The organism is Marinobacter bryozoorum, assembly GCF_023156245.1.
GTDB classification, from domain to species: domain Bacteria; phylum Pseudomonadota; class Gammaproteobacteria; order Pseudomonadales; family Oleiphilaceae; genus Marinobacter; species Marinobacter bryozoorum.
On the sequence record NZ_JAKZAH010000018.1, the window covers coordinates 23,527 to 42,699 of the forward strand.

The following is a 19,173-nucleotide window of genomic DNA, read 5'->3' on the forward strand; positions in this document are numbered from 1 at the left end:
AGCCCATGGCGCTGACCAAATCGTCCCTGGCCCTCTTTGCCCTTCGTATCACTGGCAAGCTGTCACTGAAGGCAGCACAGCGTGTGGGCCGGCTGCTTGGCACCCTGAGCTGGTGGTTACCAACACGCTCGAGGAAGGTCACCACCATCAATATCGACCTCAGCTTTCCCGAGCTGACCGAGACCGAGCGTCAGCGGCTGGTCCGCTCCAGCCTCCGGCACACCGGACAGACCTTCCTGGAAATCCCACTGATGTGGGAGTGGCCAGTGGAGGACTGCCTGGCCCTGATACAGGAGGTGGAAGGCCTCGAGCTGATTGACAGCGCCTTGGCGGAAGGCCGCGGTGTGGTCCTGCTGGCCCCCCACCTGGGAAACTGGGAGCTGGCCGGCATCTATTTTTCGTCCCGCTACCAGATGGCGGCACTTTACAGTCCGCCGAACATGCCCGGGTTCGAAGACTACATGATACGGGTGCGGGAGCGGGCAGGCTCCACCCTGGTTCGCGGAGATCGCCGCGGACTGGTCAGAATGGTCAGCATCCTCAAAAGCGGCAGCATTGCCGGTATCCTGCCGGACCAGAGCCCACACAGGGACAGTGGCTACGCCCACGGCCCGTTCTTCGGGCACAAGGTGCGCACCATGACCCTCGCCTCCAAGCTGATCGCCAGGTCCGGGGCTGCGTCGTTTACCACCTTTGCCGAACGACTCAAGGACGGCCGGGGCTTCCGTATCATCATCCGTCCCACCGAGCCAGGCATCGACAGCAGCGACCCGGTGGAAGCGGTCACCGCCCTCAATCAGTCAGTGGAAAAATGCGTTCGGGAGATACCCGAGCAGTATCAGTGGGAATACAAGCGCTTCCGCCACCTCACCCCCGGCGAACCCCATCCCTATGACCCGGGCAGAGTCTGCAAGTAAGCTGCCCTGTTACCGGTTCGCAGCCGTCTCAGGTTAATCCCTGACAGGCAGGCGGTGCGTCGGCTGTGTATAATCCTGTGCTGTTCTCAGAGCAACGATGTCGGTACCTATGTCCCAGCACCCAGTAACACCGCAATCCATAGGCGTGGTAATCACCACCTATAATTCCCCTGCCTGGCTCGCAAAGGTGCTGACCGGCTATGAGAGCCAGTCTGACAAGGACTTCCGGGTGATCATCGCGGATGATGGCTCAACCGACGAGACGCGGCAGCTGATCGAGCGCTTCCGTGAGCGTGGCATCCTCACGATCGACCATGTATGGCATGAGGATAACGGTTTCCGCAAATGCCAGATCCTGAACAAGGCCATCCGCGAGACTGACTGCGACTACCTGGTCTTCACCGATGGCGACTGCATTCCCGAACCGGGCTTTATTGCCACCCACCGGCGGCTGGCGGAGCCGGGGCACTTCCTTTCCGGCGGTTACATCAAGCTCACCATGCCGGTATCCGAGAAGATCACTGACGACGATATTCGCAGCGGCGTGATTTTCAAGCCGGAGTGGCTGGTTGCCAATGGCCAACCGAAGAGCCATAAACTCTGGAAGCTGTCCCCCTCAAAGGGGTTCCGCAAACTGCTTAATGCTGTTACCCCGGCAGCGGCAAGCTGGAACGGCATGAACAGCTCCACCTGGACCCGCGACCTGGTCGCCGTCAACGGCTTCAACGAAGACATGCAATACGGTGGCCTTGACCGGGAGCTGGGCGAGCGCCTGTGGAACTACGGTCACAAGTCCAGGCAGATCCGTTACAGCACCGTATGCCTGCACCTGGACCACGCCCGTGGTTATTCCAAACCCGAGATCTGGGAGAAGAACCGGGCCATCCGCAAGGCCGTCAAGGAGCAGAAAACCTGGTGGGCCGAAAACGGTATCGAGAAATCACGCTCTGAGTCTGCCGGCGCCTGACCCATGAGAACCCTGGTCGTTATCCACAGCCTGAAAATGGGCGGCATGGAGCGGGTCGCAGTGAACCTGGCCGACGCCTTTGCCGAACAGGGCCATGACAGCCACCTGCTGGCCTGCCGTGACCGCCCCAATGACCTGAAACCGGCCGACAACCGGGTTACCCTGCACCATTGGGACCAGCTAAGGCACCTGATGGCTTCGGTCATCGGTATCCCCGTGTTCCTGCTCTCTCGCCTGTTGCTGGGCGTGATACTGCCCCGCTCCCATTTCATGTGGGTAGGCTGGCTGCAGGGGTGGCTGCTGAAACAACATATCCGGAAGCTGGAGAAGCAGCACGGTCGCTTCGATCGCATCATTTTCCGGGGCCTGGGTACCTTCAAGTATTTCTGGTCTTTTCGGGATGATCGTTGCGTCTACGTGCTGGAAAATGTCATCCACTATGACCGACCGTTATGGCAGAAGCGGTGGGAGTGGAAGCTGGTCTTCGATAACCGTCACCTGGTCTGCGTGTCATCGGGTGTTATGGAATCCGCTGAGGAGGCCTTTGCCCTGGGCAGGATTAGCCCCAAAAGCCTGAGGGTGATCACCAACCCCTGCCCGGTGGAATCGATCCAGGCCCTGGCCCAGGAAAGCGACCCGGATATCCCTGACACCCCCTACATCGTCAACGTCGCCCGCCTGGTACCCCAGAAGGGCCACGCCTTGCTGATGGAAGCCTTCGCCCGGGCCGATATCCCTCATCAACTGGTCATTGTCGGCGAAGGCCCCCTGCGGGAAGAGCTGGAGCAGAAAGCCAGGGATCTCGGCATTGCCGACCGGGTTCTGTTCGCCGGCAAGCGCCGTAACCCCTACCCCTGGATGCGCAGGGCCGACCTGTTCGTGCTGGCCTCTGAATACGAGGGGCTGGGCATTGTGCTGACCGAGGCACTGGCGTGTGGAACACCCATTCTCTCCACAGACAGCCGCGGCGGCGTCCGGTTCGTTTTCCAGGGTGAACTTGAGCTGTACCTGACCCCACCAACGCCGGAAGGCCTGGCGGCGGGACTGGAGCGCACCATTAGCGAACTCCCCATCACGATCAGGCCTGAGTGGCTGGCACCTTTCCGCAGTGACGTGGTGGTCAGTGCATTCCTTACAGCACCTGGGGAGTCACAGACATGAAGACAGCGTCGCCCCTGCCTCTGAACATCCTGGTCGCGGGTATCTACTGGTCCGGCTCAGGGGCGGTCGTGGACTACCTGAAAGGCCACCCAGACTGCGTTGTACCCCGGGGCGAGTTTACCGACTTCAAGCGTCAGGGCCGGATTGGCAGCATGCTCGAGGCAGCGTCGGGCAAAGAGGCCCGACAACTGGCACGCCGGATGTGGCTTGAAACCGCCCTTGGCAAGCTGCCTGCCGCTGCGTGGAAGCAGCGCAAGGTGAGTGCCCCCTCAGAACTGCCGCTGAAGGAGCAGATGTTTCATAACCGCCTGAAACTTGAGTACCTGAAGCAGTATCGCGCCCACCTTGCTGCGGGCGGTGCACCCTCCGACGATAGCGTGTGGAACCAGTGGTTTCAGGCGCTGAGCGCAAGGCTGGCCGGTAACCACCAGGCCGTGGTCTGGAACCAGCCCATCTGGGTAGGCAAGCACGAGGCATGCTGGCCTGGTGTGTTCAGCCCCTACCGGCTGGTGGTCGTTCACCGGGACCCGCAGGACCAGTTTGCGGAGGTAGTGCGCCAGGGCAAGATTGGCAAACGTAAGTCCGATCCAGCTTTCGACGACTCGGAACAGGACGATATTGCCTATGTTCTCAAGGGGATTGCCGCAAAAATGGCGCACCTGAAGGCACTGGAACAGACCTTGCCTATGGGCCACCTGTTAACCGTCAACTTTGAAACCTTCGTAAAAGACCACTCCCGTGAGGCGGAGCGCATCACCCGGTACCTGGGCCTGGAAAATCGTCAGGGCAATGACGCCCCCTTCGACCCCAGCCAGTCCATCAAAAACATCGGCATTGGCCAGGAAGAAAAGATTCAGTCCATGCTGAAGCCCTACCGGCCACTGGTGGACCGGCTATACGCGCTTCGGGAACAACTCCAGGAATGATCGCCCGGCCGCAGGTTCAGTCAAGCAGGCAATAGGTGTCCAGCTTGCCGGAGGCCGCCATGGCCTCATAGGCTTTCAGCTCTTCGGCTGTGTCCACTTCCAGCCACCCGTTATTCACCAGGCAGGCCTGTACCAGCCACCCGGCATCGATCAGTCCCTGCACCAGGCTGGTCATGTACATATTATCGAAATCCTTGCCATCATAGCGGGCCTCTCGGTCGAGCCCGTCGAAGAATGCCTTGAACGCCGCCACCTGGTCACCACGTATCTTTATCAAACCCATGTATTGAGCCTGGACCTGGTCATAGCTTTCTGGTTTCTTGCCAAGCTCCATAACCTGCCCCTTATCGTCCATCCGGAAGGTTTCGGCGTCATCCAGCGGCTCATCCATGCGCAGTTTCCAGAGTCGTTTCCACTCCCGGTCCGCGGCCAGGCAGACCGGAGCATCGCAGTCGAGCACCGCCTGCAGGACGCGGGGCTCATAGACAATATCCCCGTAACTGATCAGCAGGTCTTCGCCATCGAGCATCCGGTCACGGGCCGCAAACAAGGTCAGCACCATATTGGTCTGGTCAAAGCGCGGGTTAATCACTATGTCGCAACCAGGAGCGTCCAGGTCATTCGCCCGGTAGCCACCAATAACGGTGATGCCGGACTCAACGCCGCAACGGGTCATGGCGGCCAGCTGTCGGTGGAGCAAGGGTTTGCCTGCGAGCTCTACCATGCACTTGGGACGGTCATTGGTATAGGGACGAAGCCGGGTACCCTGCCCCGCCGCCAGAATCAGTGTCTGCATAAACCTTCTCTGAAAATTCGGTTGAAAAGTGCCTTGTCTGCCTCTCGGAAAGGCGTCTCCCGCTCCGGGTGCCACATGATCCCAGCCCAGGGAAGGGATTTGTGAGTGAAGGCTTCAATAAAGCCATCTTCACTGAAGAGCTGGGGGATCAGTTCAGGGGCGAGGCCACCGGCCGGTACACCCCAGTCGTGGAAACTGTTCACCTCGGTAAAGGCGTCGAAAGCGATTTCAGATGGCGTGCCCTGGAGCTGATGGCGAACAGCGGTGTGCCCCGGGACGGGCTCGAGGCGACCACCGAGCCAGTGGTTGAGCATCTGCATGCCCCGGCAGACCCCAAGCACCGGAATCCGTCGGGAGCGGGCCAGGGACAGACATGCCGCTTCCGTCCGGTCCCGTTCCCGGGCCTGGTTACTGCCGCCGACCAGACTGGAAAGATCATTGCCGCCGGTCAGTACCACGCCGTCCACGGCCTGGCCATCCAGCCACTGCTCCGGCGACCGCAGGCTGTTGGGAACCGGCAAGGCCACCAGCCCCAGCGCCTCCAGGAAGGGGGCCCACTGCTGATCCAGGCAGTCACGGCGTTCGCCGTGGGAGGCAACGACCTCCACCCGCTGGGTAATGGCAATCCGCATCAGTGAACCACCTCCAGCCGCTTGTTGGCCGGATCGAGCTCCACTACCGCAGCACCCGCCAGGCGGGCATACCGCGCCTCACCGACACCAATGGCGGCGGGCAGGCCAAACTCTGCAGCGCGGATCGCCATATGGGAATTGGCGCCACCATACAGGGTTACCAGGCCCGCAATGCCATGGCCGAAGAGCCAGTCGTATCCCGGGTCAGCCTGGGGAATCAGGACAATGCGACCGGCCAGCGACGGGCGATCTGCTTCGGCCGCCAGTCCGTCCGATGACAGGTCCACGCATTCCGCCTGAACCCGGCTGGCACCAATATAATTGGCATGGCTATCCGCAAACAAAAAGCCCTGAAAGTCCTCCTGGCAGGTCAGCAATGGCGGCAACTCCACCAGGGCCGCCCCCCTAGCCGCCTCATATCCCTCTTCCGCCTGCTGTGCAAGCCAGCGCCCGACATCGTTCACTTCCGCGGTGCCCGCCCTCAGCGCTGAAAGGGCTTCGACAGGAATACGGGCCATTTGCTCGCGGTCAATACCATGGCCAGCGCCAAACTCCGCCAGGCAGTCCAGGGCCAGTGAAAGATGGCGGGTAAACTCGAACTTTGCCAGCTCACGACCTTCAATCGCGCCGCGCAGAAACCCCTCCACCAGCCCGGGTTCGGAGGGCAAGCCTGACTGTGCCAGGGCCTCCAGAAACGTATTGCGCTCAGCCTGCCACAGATCCGGGGTCGCCTGGCTGGCCCGGCCCGATGCACCATGACCGCCACGTTCCACCACCGGGCGCAAGTAGGTATCCGGCAACTCTCCGTAGCTGGCCGAGGTAATATCGTAGGTGCCCGGGCGCAGGTGCCCCCAGGTTTCCACCAGCTCCGCAAAGGATCGCTTGCCTTGCCGAACCAGCTCCGCATCCTCGGTAAACCGGTGAGAGACAGTGCGGATCGACTGCATGAAAGCCTCCATCGCCGCCCCCGACAGCACCCCCTCGGACACCGCTGAGCGCAATAACGTCACCGCCACAAAGGCACTGCGGGCCAGGTGTGAGAAGGTACAGGTGCCATACCGCCGACACTCCTCCAGCAATGCCAACGCCTTGTCCAGGGGCGGCAAGGCGGTCCCACGCAGCCGCTCGAAGCGCTGCCTGAACCCATCCACTGCGGCCAGGTCAGCTTCCGTCCTGTGAAATGCGGCAGTGGTTATGGCCCGAAGCCCCTCAGACACTTCGTCAAGCTCTCCGGCACTGAACGTCCCATGGGTTTGCAGGCGCTCGCGCCAGTGCTGGAAGTCAAGGGAGTAACAGGTAGGGACGACCTCGAACTCAACCTTGTCATGCAAGTGGGGATGGGCCTGCAGCCAGTCCAGGTAGAAATCCACCAGCCGCCCCGCCAGGTCATCGCTCAGGGTGGCCGGAACAAAGGAGTTAAAGCTGGCACGAATATCAATATAGGGATGGCCTGCAAACTGGACCAGTAACGGTTGCGGGCGCACATCCCGGTAACCGTATTCAGCCCTTTGCCGGGCCCAGACATCGTCAAGGATCAGGTAACGGTAGAGGCTTGCGGCCAGGCGACCTGGCCGGGTGCCAATAATCTCGGCTGGATTCCAGTCCGGCATCACGCCAAACATCGTCCTGCGACCGACCAGGAAAGGACCGGGCGCCTGCAGCTCCGCAAAGCGTGCCTGTGCCCGCATCATGGCCTCTTCGGCCGCATCGGCGCTGTCCAGTTCATGCTGCACCGCAATGGGACGCACCTGGAGGATATGGATCAAACCGCCTTCGGAAATGGCAAATTCGATATCCAGCGAATCGAAATCCAACAGCGACTCCACCTCCCGCAACGCGGGTACCAGGCCTGCCAGGTTATCGGGAATATTGCAGTGCCCGTCCGGAGCACTGCGGTGCAGAAAAAGTGTCTTGTGCTCGCGGCTCGAGCCGCTGGTGATGGACTCGGTGCTGCGGGTGATATCGTCGTAGTTAATCACATAATAGGGTGCGCCGGTCGCCAGTACGCGAGTGAATGCCACACCGCTGGCAACCACGCTCTCCAGCATCGGCTGCACCAGCACCTGGTTCTCCGGATGTCCGTCCGGGTAGGACGCAATCACCTCATCAATCGCAGCACTTAGCGCCTGCGCCGACGCCCGCTCAATGTTCAGCAGGCTGGTATAGGCGCCGGCGTTGGACACACCAAACCCATCCTCCGACAGGGCGCTGCTGCGCACAACCAACCGGTCGGAATCAGCAAGGCGGCGGGAAATGTCTGAGAGAATGTCAGACGGATTTTCCTGCCAGGCTGACACCGTGAAGCTGACCTGGTCCTCAATACGACTGCAACTCACCATCCCCTGTAGCCGATGCAGGGTCTGGGCCTTGGTTCCCAGGATGAAACGGCTGAGATCACTGGGGTCATTGAGTTCCGCCCAGTCGCCAGCCACGTCCACGGCTTCCGTGGAAAAGCCCCTGACCCGCAAGTATTCCACCAGCTGCGAAAGGCTGCCGCTGCGGAAGGCCCCGGGGAGCTGGTCCCGGTGCTGGTCAAGGTATGCCACAACCCGGGGCGACAGCTTCACCAACCCCACAAATTCCGCATCCGCCAACTCCGGTAAAATATCACGCCCCAGCCGGGTCACCTGGGAACCGTGAAGATTGACCTTTTCACACCGGACAAGGTCGTCGCCTGTGCGGTCCACCCGCGACCGCCAGTGGGTGTCCACCAGCATAGCGATATCGGCGGTATTGTCAGCCAGCGCGCCCACAGACGACTGACGAAACAGAATGTCGGCAAAGGAAACATAGTGGGTGAAACGGTCATTCAGTGGCGCTTCCAGCAGTGATGCCGCAGCGCCGGTAGTTGCCCAGTTGGCGTTAACCACATAGTGGAGATCCGGGTAGCACTGGGCCACCTCATCCAGCTGGTAGCCACCGACAAAGTGAATCTCCGGGTCCGTACTGGCCATGGCATGCAGCAACCAGTCCAGAACCCGCCGGTGGCCAGTCGTGCCCCTCAGAACGCTGTGCTGCTCGCCACGAAACGGCTTGCCGGCACCGAGGATGATCAGGCGGTTATTTACAGCCTTGCCGGAGGTATTCACCACACACTCACCCATGTTTCTGCTCAAGGAGGGACACGATGGAGTCAATTCCCTCAAGTTTTAACAATGCGCCGGCAAAGTCATGGTCGGACTCACTCCAGCGCCTAAGGAATACAAAGTCCAGCCCCGCCCGGGTTGCCGCTTCGATGTCATAGCGGCTGTCGCCTACGAACAGCGCAGGCTTGCGGAGAACACCAGACTGGATGGTTCGTGACAGGATCTCGTCCTTGGTGTCCGGGCTGCCATAGATACCCCCGTCAAAGTACTTCGCCAGGCCACGCTCTGCGAACACCGCCCGCAACTCCGCCTGGTCACCACCGGAAACCACCAGCCAGGAGGCATCCGGGGTCAGCGTCCGCAACCGCTCCAGCCCCTGCGCCACATCGCAGGACAACAATCCCTCCCAGACAGAGCCGGCGTAGCACTGAAGCAAGGTGTCGAGCTCTTCCTCATCCACTTGCTCTCGGCCGACAATATCAGAGAGGAAGGTCCGGAACTTGATGTAGCGGGAGATTCCGCCATTAATGACATGGTAGTCGACCAGTGCCCTGGCCTTGTCCGTACCGTAGGGCTCGGCGGCGCGATAGAAAGCATCGGTTTTGACCCGGTTCGAATGCAGCAGCACGCCGTCACAGTCAAAGACCCAGGTTGAATACGCTTTCAATGACGACATAACTTCTCCGATAGCTGATGAGGGCGCAGGTCCTGGCAGCTCAGGGCGTCCGGCGCAATCCTGGCAGGTATTGCAGGGCTGACTCATGGACGCAGCCAAGCTGCGCCGGGAAAGGCTGGTCCATCAACATGGCAATCGCAAAACGGTGACAGCCCGCTCCGGAAAATATCGGCTCGCCTTCCGGCCCCAGGTGCATGAGTATGCCACCCACCTCACGATAGTTGCCCGGATCAAGCTCCTGCCGTGACGGGAAACGCCCACGCTGCAAGACATCGTCCCGGATACGGTCCAGGTTATCAAAACGGGCCTGGACATCTTCAGGCGTCCGGCAATGGTCGGTAACACCCGTGGGTGAAACGGCAATACGGCTGAGCATGAACCCGATGGCACCGGCCTCGTTCCAATCCTGGCCATCACGCCAGTGATTCCAGCAATAGGTCAGTTTCGGATGGTTCTCAAAAGGCTGCTCCAGCTCGGAAGGCCATTTCTGGACAACCTTGCCCGACATCTGCCGTACCCGGGACCCAAGGTGCTTTGCCAGGTCTGCGGCCTCGATATAACGGTGGCATGCTGACGGCTGGATCCATACTCGCTCTGCATAGCGGGGCGCTTGCGCACCATAGCGGAGCCGGTTAAAGCCATCAATCCAGAATGCACGGAGCTGGTATTTCAGAGACAAATGACGCCCTTATAACATGGGTTCGATTTCAGCCACGGCCGAAAAACAGCCGGGTGGTTTCCCGGATCATCCGATCCATCCCGAATTCTGATTCGATCCAGGACCGCAGCTCGCTTTCATCAAACCGCTGTTCGCCCCGGATCAGTGAATCAATCGCAGCGGCCATGGCTTCGATATCATCGATATCGACCAGCACGCCATAACGGCCATGCCCCAGCAGTTCCTCGCTACCGGGCACCCGCGTTGAAACCACCGGAACGCCGTGACTCAGGGCTTCATTCAGCACATTCGCCATGCCCTCGTTGCGGGAGCACAGCAGGAACAGGTCGAGCCCCTTGAAGAAACGGTGCATGTCCTTTCGGTAACCGAGGAAGTGGATACGACGGGATTCCGGGCGCTGCTCGATCGCCGAGCGAATCTCCTGCTCGAACTCGCCTTCACCGGCATGGACGACGTGAACATATTCCGGCAACCTGGCCAGTATGTCTGGCAGCTGATCGAAGCCTTTCATGGGACTGAATCGCCCGGCACAACCCACGATGACTGACTCCTGAGGAAGATCGAACATGGTGCGAAAATCCAGCGCGTCCGCTTCCTCGGATGGCCTGGCAAAACCGTTGTAGACCCGCACCACGTTATTACGGTCAAAGAACTTCGGGTACTTCAGCATGTCATCCCGGAGCGAGTCGCTGTTGACCATCAGAATCGCCCTGAATACCCGGAAAATAAGGAAGAACTTCACCGGGCTTTTCACACGACGGGCAATCCCGAGATAGAGCACAATGCGATCAACCCCTGCCAGCCTTGCCGATAGCGATACCAGCCACCAGTCTTTCTTCAGTGCCGCAAAGACCACATCCGGCCGCAATCGTCGCAGAATCCTCACGTAATTGGCGACAACGAAAACGTTGAAGTCGCCCCCGCGGGACTTCACCTCGATCACCGAGACATTCTCAAGGCCATCAAACCGGTCTGCGAAGTAGCCCTTGAGCAACACCACATAGACCTGCACACCACTTTCCCCGAGAAAGCGGGCACGCAGCAAGACGTTTTTCTCAATGCCGCCCCAGACTTTGGAGGGGCAGAAAAGTACGGCAGTGTTCATGACCTGTGACCTGCTCTGGCTTTGCGGCGGTCCCGAAAGTACCGTTTCCATCGACGACGTGCAAAGCTGAGATTCTCGAGGGCGTGGGCAAGGCGAAACCAGATCGATGAAGCCTCAGCCTGTGTCAGCTCTGACCTGGCCTCCGGGCAGCTTCTCAGAAACCGGTCCAGCTCCCGGGCTTTCTGCAGCGCCGGCAGTAAACGAGGGCGCTTGAGGCGAAAATCGATGAACACCACCTCACCATCCCCACGAATCAGGAAGTTTGCCAACTGGGCATCGTTTCGAAGGTACCCCTTGCCGTGCAGTGTCCTGAGGGCATCGAGGATCGCCGGGGCATCCTCGATATCAGGCCGACGACCTTCCACAAAGTCATAGCAGACAAAGGAGTCTGTCACCATGCCATGGCTGCGGAACTCCGCCGCCAATACCGGTTCAGGCGCACTGAGCCCCAACTCCGACATCATCTCCAGATGACGAAAGCTGCGCAAGGCATCGCTACCGCGAAACATGGTAAGAATCCGCTCCCAGCGTCGCCCGTTGCGGGCGCGGGGGATTTTCAGCAGCAGCGACCTGTCGTTCACCCGGACATTGGCACTGAGCGTACGCCAGTTATCCCGGAACACATGCTGCCGGACGAGGTTGTCATCGAGAATGTCAGCACACAGGTGGTGGCTTTGCTGCTCGCCAAGGGCCGAGAGGACCTGCCAGCCATTCTGGAAGGAATACCTGGCGCCCATCACAACAGCGCCCGTTCCGTTGCACCATAGGCTTTTTGCAGCTCGCTCAGGTAGCCCTCGAGCCCCATCGCCATAACCTCTTCAAAACGATTATCGCCATCAATTCTGCCCAGGGACCACAACCGGTGCATAACCCGGTACTGCAATATCGGGTCATGGGTTTTGATAAAGGAGCGGGTGTAATCGGTTTCCTCATCCCCTGCCTCCCGATAGCCGGCAAAACGGCCTGATGACAGCATAAGGTCGGTATTGAAAACGCGGATACCGGCAGGCGAGAAGCGCAGAAGGTCGATAATCGCATTGGGACCGGCATTGAAGTGGGTATCCGGCAAGAGCCACTGCAGGGATCGTAATTGCCTGAGATTGGCCGGGGCCGGCTTGAAACAGGATGAACCCTTCCGGTTATGACAGACTCCCCAGCGGAGTACCGCAAACACATCGCCAAACTCAGTCTGTGACAGTGACCGGGCCTGGGTATTGTTGTAGTAGCTGATATCGACCCGTCTTCCCTGCATTGCGGGTTCACAACCATGGCTACCACCGCGGTAGCCCAGCTTGACCACCAGGTCGTGGCCATCGATTTCAGCCCCCTGTTCCACCTCCGAGGCCACCGGCCCGACCAGTGCCACGCGACGGCTCTCAACCAGTTTGCCAAATGCCATGTCCTCCGGAGAGGCCTTACGCAGCGGACACCCGTCCACCGGTTCCCGATCACCTGACATCAACGCCAGGAACCAGCCTGCCTGCAAAAGGCGCGACTGATCGCAGCCGGCCTCTGACATCTGGTCCAGCCAGTGAACGGCACGGTTGACCTGACCCCGCTCCAGGTCCGCATAACAGGCCAGCGTAAGGATCGCGAGGTCAGCACCTGGCGTTTCGCCATCAGCAATCATTCTGTCCAGGGCTTTTTCCCGCAGGCTGCTGGCAACCGAGAACAGGCCGATCCCCATGGCTAACCGAAACAGATCCAGCCAGGCGGATGCCGGAAGCAAGTCCGGAGACAGCCCGGCCCCATTGGCCTGCAGAGCCTCAACTGCCCTGTCATCCAGGACCGGGCTTCTCGCCGCGCTTACCGCGACCAGCTCGCCCCAGAAATCACAGACCGGCCCTGACAACGGAATACCGGTTCGCCGGGCAGCCCACCCGAGCCTGTTGTGGACAGCATCCGGCCTACCGGCCTCGCTGGCTGCCACGAAGGCATCCCTGAGGACCAGGTAGCGCCACCAGCGGTCCTTGCGTTTTCGTCGATAGAAAAATTGACCAAACATAGTTGCCAGACGTCTGCCAGAGGTGCGTCGCAGTATAAGCGATTCGCCGATTACATGGCGTATATGGACCGCTCAGGAATTTCATGCCGGGTCGGCGTGACCGCCAGCAATTCCCGGGCGCCAGGGGTCTGCTGATACAGGGTCAGCAACTCCCGCATTTCCCTGGTGCGCGGATCATCAGCGCTGTAACCATCGAAACCAGCCATGAGGACGCGGCAAGCATTACCACCGGATGCGATAGCCAGGGCATAGGCCACCACCAGTGAGGTGGGCAGGGTACAGCTGGTTGCGCCAAACTCATATCGACCGGTCTCAACCCGCAGGCCATAATCCAGGACCTCCTTATCCGCAAGCGAAGCCCTGAGCTCATCGCTGAGCGTCGACCACGGCGTGATCAGTGGTTGAGGCAAGCGTGAATGAACCTGCTGGTCCGCCAGCAGCCGCACCGGGTGGCAGGCGACCCGAAGGTCGATCAGGCCCGCGTCCACTTCCGCCTGGGTGTTCAGTGCGATAACCACAGGGTTATGCCGGCGGATATAACTTTCGATGGCCCACCGGTGACGGCTAACGCCAGGCCCGGTGCCCAGTAACAGCACCTCCCGGCCATCCAGCCGCGACCGGGGCTGCCAGCGCCCCTCTCCGGTCTGCCGATAGAAATGCCGGGCACTGTCGAGGGCGTCAAAGCTGAATTTTTTCCCACCCTTGACCCGGAGGTGCTCGATAACAGCCAGCACATCTTCTTCGCTGTACCGCGAGTCAGACAGCATCTCCTGAATATAGGTAGGGTGAATACGGTAACGTCCGGCGAGGTAATAGAACGGGTTGGTACCCCACCCGAATCGTTCCTGCATGGGCCGGAAATCCGACCGGATAACCTGCATAAGTGGAACCAGAGAAATGCCTTCGCCCCTGGCAGCAGCGATCTCAATCGCCAGTTCCTCGGTACGGGCATTCCCCGGCCCACGCCCCATACCGGTCACCGTAGAGTCCACCCAGGTGACACCGGCATCCATGGCGGCCAGGGTATTCTGAAGTGCCATGCGCAGGTTATCGTGGGTATGGATGCCCAGCTCACCCTGCCAATGGCGGCGCAGCCAGCCCACGATACGGCAGGAGTGCTCCGGCCCCATGCTGCCAAGGCTGTCCGCAAAGTACAGCACGTCCAGCGGATAACGGGACGCCATTTGCGCCAACGCCTCGATCTCAGCTTCACCCTGGTCAGCCACCTGCATGAGGTTGAACCCGACACGGTAGCCCCGGTCCTTGAGCCAGGTGCTCGCTTCAAGGGCTTCACCAAATTCATGCACATGGCAGGCGATACGCACCAGGTCCACGGGCGATTCACTACAGGGGCGCGGAAAAAGCAAGGCCAACGGTTCTGCCACTGTGTCGCCACCAACGAGCTCTGCAGCATTGACCATGACGCCAATGTCGAGACCCGGTGGCGGGCCAAGCGAGGCAAGGTACTCATCCGTGCTATAGGCACAGGCGCCCTTGAAGCCATCGTCGCGCAAGGAACGCAGCCCCATTTCCACCACATTCACACCAGCCGCAGTCATGGCCCGCAGGTAGCGCCGGACCAGGTCCGCGTCAAAGTCCCAGTTATTGTAGTAACCACCATCCCGGAGCGTGCAATCCAGGAAGGTCAGCGAGGTACGGCCCATCAGACTCTCCCCAGCCCTGCCGTCAGCATGGCCTGTGCCATTGCAAAATCATCTTCCCAGTCGATATCCACCCCCTGGACCTTGTCCAGCACATACATATAGGGCCGCTCCCCGATCCGGTCCCGACAGCGCTGGTATACGTCTGACGGAGCAAGGAACACAGCACTGTTGATTTCGTAGAGCGGATCGAGGGTCTGGGTACGGGGCCACTTCTCCACATTGCGGTCATAGTTGACCGGACCGGAGGCGTTCCAGATGAATCCGCGAATCTCGGACACGGTCATCAGCGAATCATAACCCTGCGACCTTTTGTCCAGCCAGGTTTCAATGATGGCGTCGTAGTCCTCAGCGGTCAGAAACGGCGAGGTGACGTGGGTCCACAGAATGTCGCCATCGGGCACCTGTTCACCGGCGTATTCGATCAGCTCATCTGTGCTGGTGCTGCTCGACGCCAGGGAGTCCTCACGCGGCCTGACCTCCAGCCGCTCGCTCTTGAGGGTGCGGGCATAGGCCATGATGTCCGGATCATTGGTCGACAACACCACATGATCGATCCTGCGGCAGCCCAGCAGTTGTTTCAGCTTGATTTCCAGCAGGCCGGACTGATAGCCAGCAAACGGCCGAATGTTCTTTTTGGGCACGCGCTCGCTGCCTTTGCGGCAAGGTAAAAAGCAGGTAATCGTCAAAACACGCCTCGCTGTCCGTCCTGTAAACCTGAACCGGTGTCTGCCTTTGACCCGGGTTGCGATACAGAGGCTTCAGAGCCTCTGGCCTCCTCGTACTTCAGGGCCGACCAAATGAAAACAACCCCGAACACAAACATTATGACGCCAATATTTCGTTCCAGCATACTCTGTGTCAGATTGACGACGACATGCAGGGACACAAACAGGACACCCGCCGACCCGGCAGCACTGACCCTGGCATCCCCTGACCTGGCCTTGAGGAAAAACAGGGTCAGGGGCACTCCCAGCAGTAACAGATACGACACCAGCCCAGGCAGGCCATACCTGGCAAGGTTATCAATGTACTGATTGTGCAAATGGCGATAACCCGCCACGTCCGGATGGATCTCACCGGCCACCACCAACTCATCGATGACCTGGCCGAGACCATCCGGCCCGGCACCAGACAAGGGCTCCCGACTGAAAGCCGTTAAGCCCGCCCGGTACATATCCAGCCTGAGGCCTATGGAAGTATCGTTCTGCCCCCGCTCGAAATACCCCACCAACTCCTGGGCCGCCTGGTCGAACCGGTACCGGACAGTGTCCACCTGGAACAAGGCCCCCAGCAACACCGCCGCAGTGACGACAGCCAGGGCGGTGCCCCCGTTACGACCACACCCGGACCAACGGCCCCGCCAGGCCAGCAAACCGAGTATCAGCATAAATGGCAGCGCCACCCATCCGCTCCGCGTCCAGGACATCAGCGATGCCACCAGTCCGCCAACCATACCGGCCAGCAACCAGGTCATCCATATCGCCCTGTGACGCTCAAACCGAGCCCAGCCAAGGGCCGCCGCACTGATGGCGGCAAGGGCCAGTGCGCCATTTCCGAAATGGATTGGGTTATCAAAGCCCTGGGCCCGATCCATGCCGACTGCGCTAACCTGGTATAAGGCCACTCCCGCTGCAACAACGCCCCCCAGTGCTGCCGAGCCATATAGGAGCCTGGGGCTGACCGGAAACTGCAGCAGAAGCAACAGCACCAAACCGGCCGCCAGGTAGCGAAGTGGAAGGTCAAACTCCGACGAATCCGCCTGGTGTATGAACAGTACCGCCGCCAGACACAGGGTGTAGAACAGCAGTGATGCCAGTAGCCAGCCACTGGCGTTATCCGGCCGGGTCCATAAAGCCCCGGGCCGGAACAGGAGCACGGTAAGGGAGGTGATAAGTAACAGCGCCGGGCCCACCCTGTAGCCCAGGGGAGAAACCACGTAGAGCGTAAAGAAGGCTCCGGCAGACAGCATGACCAGACATGCGACAACCTGTTGCAGGGGATGTGACGCACTCCCGCAGACATCTCTGAACAAGGTCACGACCTGGCGTATCCCTGTTCAAGGCTCTTCCAGAGTCGCTCCCGGTCACTATCGGCGAGGTCTGAAAACCGTTTGTCCACGGATCGCTTCAGGCGACTCAGGTTACCACTACGCCACCTGGCCGTCGTGTCGGGGGGAAGCATCCGGCACCGATCAAAGTCAATCAGATAAACAGCGGCGCTGGTAACAAGGATGTTGTCGCAATTGAGATCAACGTGGTCGAGGCCCGCCTCGTGGAACTGTCGGATCATTGCGCCTATGGAGCGCCAGAGCTCTCCTTCCAGGCGCCGGCTGGCGTCCGGCCAGGGAGCCGCGGCAGGGATGCGTCGTATAATGATAGCTGCCCGGTAAAACAACCCGTGCAGTACCGCCCTGGCAGCGACGGGCTCAGGTACTGGCAGGCCCCGGCCGTACAGTTGCTCCAGCAAGCCAAACTCACGCACCGCCCGTGTCCGGCCCCAACCGGTATACAGGTAACTGCGTTCTGAAAGCCTTGCGGCCAGGCCGCCTCGACGATAGTGCCGCAACACCATGTCGCCCTGGTCGGTATCCAGGAACCAGGCACTGCCCCTCCCACCGGCCGCAACGGGCTGTGCCCGGAAACCCCACCATTCGGGATTGAACCAGTCTTCGGTAACGCCCTTGTAGACAGGATTTGTAAGCAGCATCGGATAACCTTGCGACCGGGATTCCGGCGATCTGCGCAGACGCACCCCCCCGGATTAGGCTAGAATGGCCGCAGTTTAACAGGGCCCGGGGGACCAGCTCCACTGGCATCATCGCCGGACCACATTACCACCGCTAAAGACTGTTACAGCCAACACGTATTACAGGTAAACCCTTGCCCCAGTCCATCTGCATACTGCGCATGTCCGCCATCGGCGACGTCACCCATGTCATTCCGGTTGTACTGAGCCTGCAGCAACAGCTGCCCGGCGTTAAGATCACCTGGATTATCGGTAAGATCGAGGCAAAACTCGTCGGCGACCTGCCTGGCGTGGAATTCATCGTCTTTGACAAGAAGGCGGGGCGCCAGGGTTACCGGGAGTTGCGGCAGAAGCTCAAGAACCGGAAGTTCGATGCCTTGCTGCACATGCAGGTGGCCTTCCGGGCCAACCTGGCCGCCGCCCTGATTCCCGCAAGGATCAAGATCGGCTACGACCGGGACCGAAGCAAAGACCTGCACGGACTGTTCGTAAACCGCCGCATTGCCCCGGCCCCGCAACAGCATGTGCGGGACTGCCTGGCCAGCTTCCTGGAACCCCTGGGCCTTGAGGCTGCGCCGCCCCGCTGGCAAATTCCGCTCAGTGAGTCAGACCACGAGTTCGCCCGCACCCACCTTGCGAGTGACCGCCGCAACCTGGTGATCAGCCCCTGCGCCAGCCACACCCTGCGCAACTGGCCCGCTGAACGATACGCCCGGCTGGCGGACCATGCGATCCAGCAACATGGCATGAAAGTCATCCTGGTGGGCAGCCCGGCACCCTTCGAAGCGGAGTACTGCCACGCTATCGAAGCCAGCATGAAAGAGACGGCTCACAATATCTGTGGCCAAGACACCCTCAAACAGCTCACCGCCCTGCTCGAACACGCGGACCTTCTGGTAGCCCCGGACACAGGCCCGGCCCACATCGCCAGCGCAGTCGGCACCGACGTCCTGGGCCTGTATGCAGCCAGCAACCCGAACCGCTCAGGGCCCTACAATTCCCTGGAATGGTGCGTAGACCGGTACCCGGAAGCATTGAAAAAGTTCACGGGCAAAACCGTGGACGAAACCCGCTGGGGGGCCAAGGCGGAGTATGAGGGGACAATGGAGCTGGTGACGGTGGAAGACGCGACGGCAATGCTGGACCGCTGGGTGGCTGAACGGGGTTGATTGTTTGGCCACGAAATCCACGAAAACCACGAAAAGAAAATTTGAATTTGCCACGGAATCCACGGAAGAACACGGAAAAATAAAACAAAGAAAACCGGTTTTTGTACCGTCTTTTATTTCCGTGTTCTTCCGTGGATTCCGTGGCTGAAAATCTTTTATCTCGTAGTTTTAGTGGATTTCGTGGCCAAAAAAAATCAGCTCCGGGCAGTATAGTCCTGGTACGACTTCTCCTCGACAAACCGCGACCCCAGCGCCAGGTTGACGTCTTTCTTGATCGCCGCCCGCTTGTCGTTGGTTACATAGACCGCCCGGGCCAGCTCGATAAACTTCGAACCGAAGTCCTGGGCCGCTTCCTGGTCGCGGATATCGTCTTCGATGACCCACAGTTCTTCGTTAACGGCCTTCAATTGCCTGCGCAGTTCAGCAATATCAGCCGCCTTGTCACCAACAGCCTCATCCCAGGTCTTGCTGAGCTCTTCCAGCTCAAGCCGCACGTTCTTTACCTTGGCCTCGTCCTTGATGCGCTCGGATTTGATCTCAAGGATGGTGATCTTGTCCAGCACCTCACCAAAGGAAACGGGAACCCTGATAACGTCTGCCATGGTCTTGGTCCTTTGAAAAAAAGAATCTCATAAATAACAAAAC

18 protein-coding genes are annotated in these 19,173 nt (G+C 60.0%); 5 read left to right on the forward strand and 13 right to left on the reverse strand.

Translation table 11 applies throughout. The features are described 5' to 3' along the window. The first annotated feature begins 5 nt into the window (after positions 1-5). From MLC59_RS11365 to MLC59_RS11380, 4 genes are all read left to right on the forward strand, one after another. On the forward strand, positions 6-917 hold the full coding sequence (locus MLC59_RS11365; RefSeq protein ID WP_248234362.1) for a lysophospholipid acyltransferase family protein: 912 nt from the start codon (positions 6-8) through the stop codon (positions 915-917). A gap of 109 nt (positions 918-1,026) precedes the next feature. Then, positions 1,027-1,884, forward strand: a complete 858-nt coding sequence (locus MLC59_RS11370; protein ID WP_248234363.1) for a glycosyltransferase family 2 protein — start codon at positions 1,027-1,029, stop codon at positions 1,882-1,884. A 3-nt stretch (positions 1,885-1,887) separates the two neighbouring features. Further along, entirely contained in the window at positions 1,888-3,045 is a 1,158-nt protein-coding gene (locus MLC59_RS11375; RefSeq protein ID WP_248234364.1) for a glycosyltransferase, read from the forward strand. Beyond that, positions 3,042-3,971, forward strand: a complete 930-nt coding sequence (locus MLC59_RS11380; RefSeq protein ID WP_248234366.1) for a sulfotransferase — start codon at positions 3,042-3,044, stop codon at positions 3,969-3,971. The genes MLC59_RS11375 and MLC59_RS11380 overlap by 4 nt, the downstream gene beginning before the upstream one ends. Positions 3,972-3,987: 16 nt before the next feature. Here the strand turns inward: MLC59_RS11380 and MLC59_RS11385 are convergent, their stop codons facing one another. Genes MLC59_RS11385 through MLC59_RS11440 form a run of 12 tightly spaced genes read right to left on the reverse strand, consistent with a single transcriptional unit; the run spans position 3,988 to position 17,320 of the window. Further along, a complete protein-coding gene (locus MLC59_RS11385) occupies positions 3,988-4,767 on the reverse strand; it encodes a phosphocholine cytidylyltransferase family protein (protein ID WP_248234367.1) in 780 nt (259 codons plus the stop codon). Beyond that, positions 4,755-5,399 (reverse strand): gamma-glutamyl-gamma-aminobutyrate hydrolase family protein, encoded by a 645-nt coding sequence (locus MLC59_RS11390; RefSeq protein WP_248234369.1) that lies wholly within the window; start codon positions 5,397-5,399, stop codon positions 4,755-4,757. The genes MLC59_RS11385 and MLC59_RS11390 overlap by 13 nt, the downstream gene beginning before the upstream one ends. Further along, complete coding sequence (locus MLC59_RS11395) at positions 5,399-8,515, reverse strand: PEP/pyruvate-binding domain-containing protein (protein ID WP_248234370.1); 3,117 nt, start codon at positions 8,513-8,515, stop codon at positions 5,399-5,401. The genes MLC59_RS11390 and MLC59_RS11395 overlap by 1 nt, the downstream gene beginning before the upstream one ends. After that, positions 8,496-9,161: an HAD family hydrolase gene (locus MLC59_RS11400; RefSeq protein ID WP_248234371.1), complete on the reverse strand. Its 666-nt coding sequence runs from the start codon at positions 9,159-9,161 to the stop codon at positions 8,496-8,498. Before MLC59_RS11400 ends, MLC59_RS11395 begins: the two co-directional genes overlap by 20 nt. A gap of 40 nt (positions 9,162-9,201) precedes the next feature. Continuing rightward, positions 9,202-9,840 carry a hypothetical protein gene (locus MLC59_RS11405; RefSeq protein WP_248234372.1) on the reverse strand — a complete coding sequence of 213 codons (639 nt, stop codon included), beginning with the start codon at positions 9,838-9,840 and terminating at the stop codon, positions 9,202-9,204. Positions 9,841-9,868: 28 nt separating this feature from the next. After that, on the reverse strand, positions 9,869-10,945 hold the full coding sequence (locus MLC59_RS11410; RefSeq protein WP_248234373.1) for a glycosyltransferase: 1,077 nt from the start codon (positions 10,943-10,945) through the stop codon (positions 9,869-9,871). Continuing rightward, the gene (locus MLC59_RS11415) at positions 10,942-11,682 is read right to left on the reverse strand and encodes a protein kinase family protein (protein ID WP_248234375.1); all 741 of its coding nucleotides are present in this window, start codon (positions 11,680-11,682) and stop codon (positions 10,942-10,944) included. Before MLC59_RS11415 ends, MLC59_RS11410 begins: the two co-directional genes overlap by 4 nt. Beyond that, the gene (locus tag MLC59_RS11420) at positions 11,682-12,950 is read right to left on the reverse strand and encodes a hypothetical protein (RefSeq protein ID WP_248234376.1); all 1,269 of its coding nucleotides are present in this window, start codon (positions 12,948-12,950) and stop codon (positions 11,682-11,684) included. The genes MLC59_RS11415 and MLC59_RS11420 overlap by 1 nt, the downstream gene beginning before the upstream one ends. Positions 12,951-13,000: 50 nt before the next feature. Continuing rightward, a complete protein-coding gene (locus tag MLC59_RS11425) occupies positions 13,001-14,614 on the reverse strand; it encodes an aldolase catalytic domain-containing protein (protein WP_248234377.1) in 1,614 nt (537 codons plus the stop codon). Beyond that, on the reverse strand, positions 14,614-15,300 hold the full coding sequence (locus tag MLC59_RS11430) for an acylneuraminate cytidylyltransferase family protein (RefSeq protein WP_282450960.1): 687 nt from the start codon (positions 15,298-15,300) through the stop codon (positions 14,614-14,616). Before MLC59_RS11430 ends, MLC59_RS11425 begins: the two co-directional genes overlap by 1 nt. Beyond that, on the reverse strand, positions 15,297-16,652 hold the full coding sequence (locus MLC59_RS11435) for an O-antigen ligase family protein (protein ID WP_248234379.1): 1,356 nt from the start codon (positions 16,650-16,652) through the stop codon (positions 15,297-15,299). The genes MLC59_RS11430 and MLC59_RS11435 overlap by 4 nt, the downstream gene beginning before the upstream one ends. Then, positions 16,649-17,320 (reverse strand): 3-deoxy-D-manno-octulosonic acid kinase, encoded by a 672-nt coding sequence (locus MLC59_RS11440; protein WP_248234380.1) that lies wholly within the window; start codon positions 17,318-17,320, stop codon positions 16,649-16,651. The genes MLC59_RS11435 and MLC59_RS11440 overlap by 4 nt, the downstream gene beginning before the upstream one ends. Before the next feature lie 200 nt (positions 17,321-17,520). Between MLC59_RS11440 and MLC59_RS11445 the strand changes: the two genes are divergently transcribed. Then, positions 17,521-18,528, forward strand: a complete 1,008-nt coding sequence (locus MLC59_RS11445) for a glycosyltransferase family 9 protein (protein WP_248234427.1) — start codon at positions 17,521-17,523, stop codon at positions 18,526-18,528. A gap of 194 nt (positions 18,529-18,722) precedes the next feature. Here the strand turns inward: MLC59_RS11445 and MLC59_RS11450 are convergent, their stop codons facing one another. Then, the gene (locus MLC59_RS11450) at positions 18,723-19,130 is read right to left on the reverse strand and encodes a DUF6165 family protein (RefSeq protein WP_248234382.1); all 408 of its coding nucleotides are present in this window, start codon (positions 19,128-19,130) and stop codon (positions 18,723-18,725) included. Positions 19,131-19,173 lie beyond the last annotated feature (43 nt).

Coding starts and splice junctions, on each gene's coding strand:
- MLC59_RS11410 (WP_248234373.1), bottom strand. CDS start 10,945: ATGAACACTGCCGTACTTTTCTGCCCCTCCAAAGTCTGGGGCGGCATT.
- MLC59_RS11450 (WP_248234382.1), bottom strand. CDS start 19,130: ATGGCAGACGTTATCAGGGTTCCCGTTTCCTTTGGTGAGGTGCTGGAC.
- MLC59_RS11380 (WP_248234366.1), top strand. CDS start 3,042: ATGAAGACAGCGTCGCCCCTGCCTCTGAACATCCTGGTCGCGGGTATC.
- MLC59_RS11370 (WP_248234363.1), top strand. CDS start 1,027: ATGTCCCAGCACCCAGTAACACCGCAATCCATAGGCGTGGTAATCACC.
- MLC59_RS11385 (WP_248234367.1), bottom strand. CDS start 4,767: ATGCAGACACTGATTCTGGCGGCGGGGCAGGGTACCCGGCTTCGTCCC.
- MLC59_RS11440 (WP_248234380.1), bottom strand. CDS start 17,320: ATGCTGCTTACAAATCCTGTCTACAAGGGCGTTACCGAAGACTGGTTC.
- MLC59_RS11445 (WP_248234427.1), top strand. CDS start 17,521: ATGTCCGCCATCGGCGACGTCACCCATGTCATTCCGGTTGTACTGAGC.
- MLC59_RS11425 (WP_248234377.1), bottom strand. CDS start 14,614: ATGGGCCGTACCTCGCTGACCTTCCTGGATTGCACGCTCCGGGATGGT.
- MLC59_RS11365 (WP_248234362.1), top strand. CDS start 6: ATGGCGCTGACCAAATCGTCCCTGGCCCTCTTTGCCCTTCGTATCACT.
- MLC59_RS11420 (WP_248234376.1), bottom strand. CDS start 12,950: ATGTTTGGTCAATTTTTCTATCGACGAAAACGCAAGGACCGCTGGTGG.
- MLC59_RS11400 (WP_248234371.1), bottom strand. CDS start 9,161: ATGTCGTCATTGAAAGCGTATTCAACCTGGGTCTTTGACTGTGACGGC.
- MLC59_RS11415 (WP_248234375.1), bottom strand. CDS start 11,682: ATGGGCGCCAGGTATTCCTTCCAGAATGGCTGGCAGGTCCTCTCGGCC.
- MLC59_RS11390 (WP_248234369.1), bottom strand. CDS start 5,399: ATGCGGATTGCCATTACCCAGCGGGTGGAGGTCGTTGCCTCCCACGGC.
- MLC59_RS11375 (WP_248234364.1), top strand. CDS start 1,888: ATGAGAACCCTGGTCGTTATCCACAGCCTGAAAATGGGCGGCATGGAG.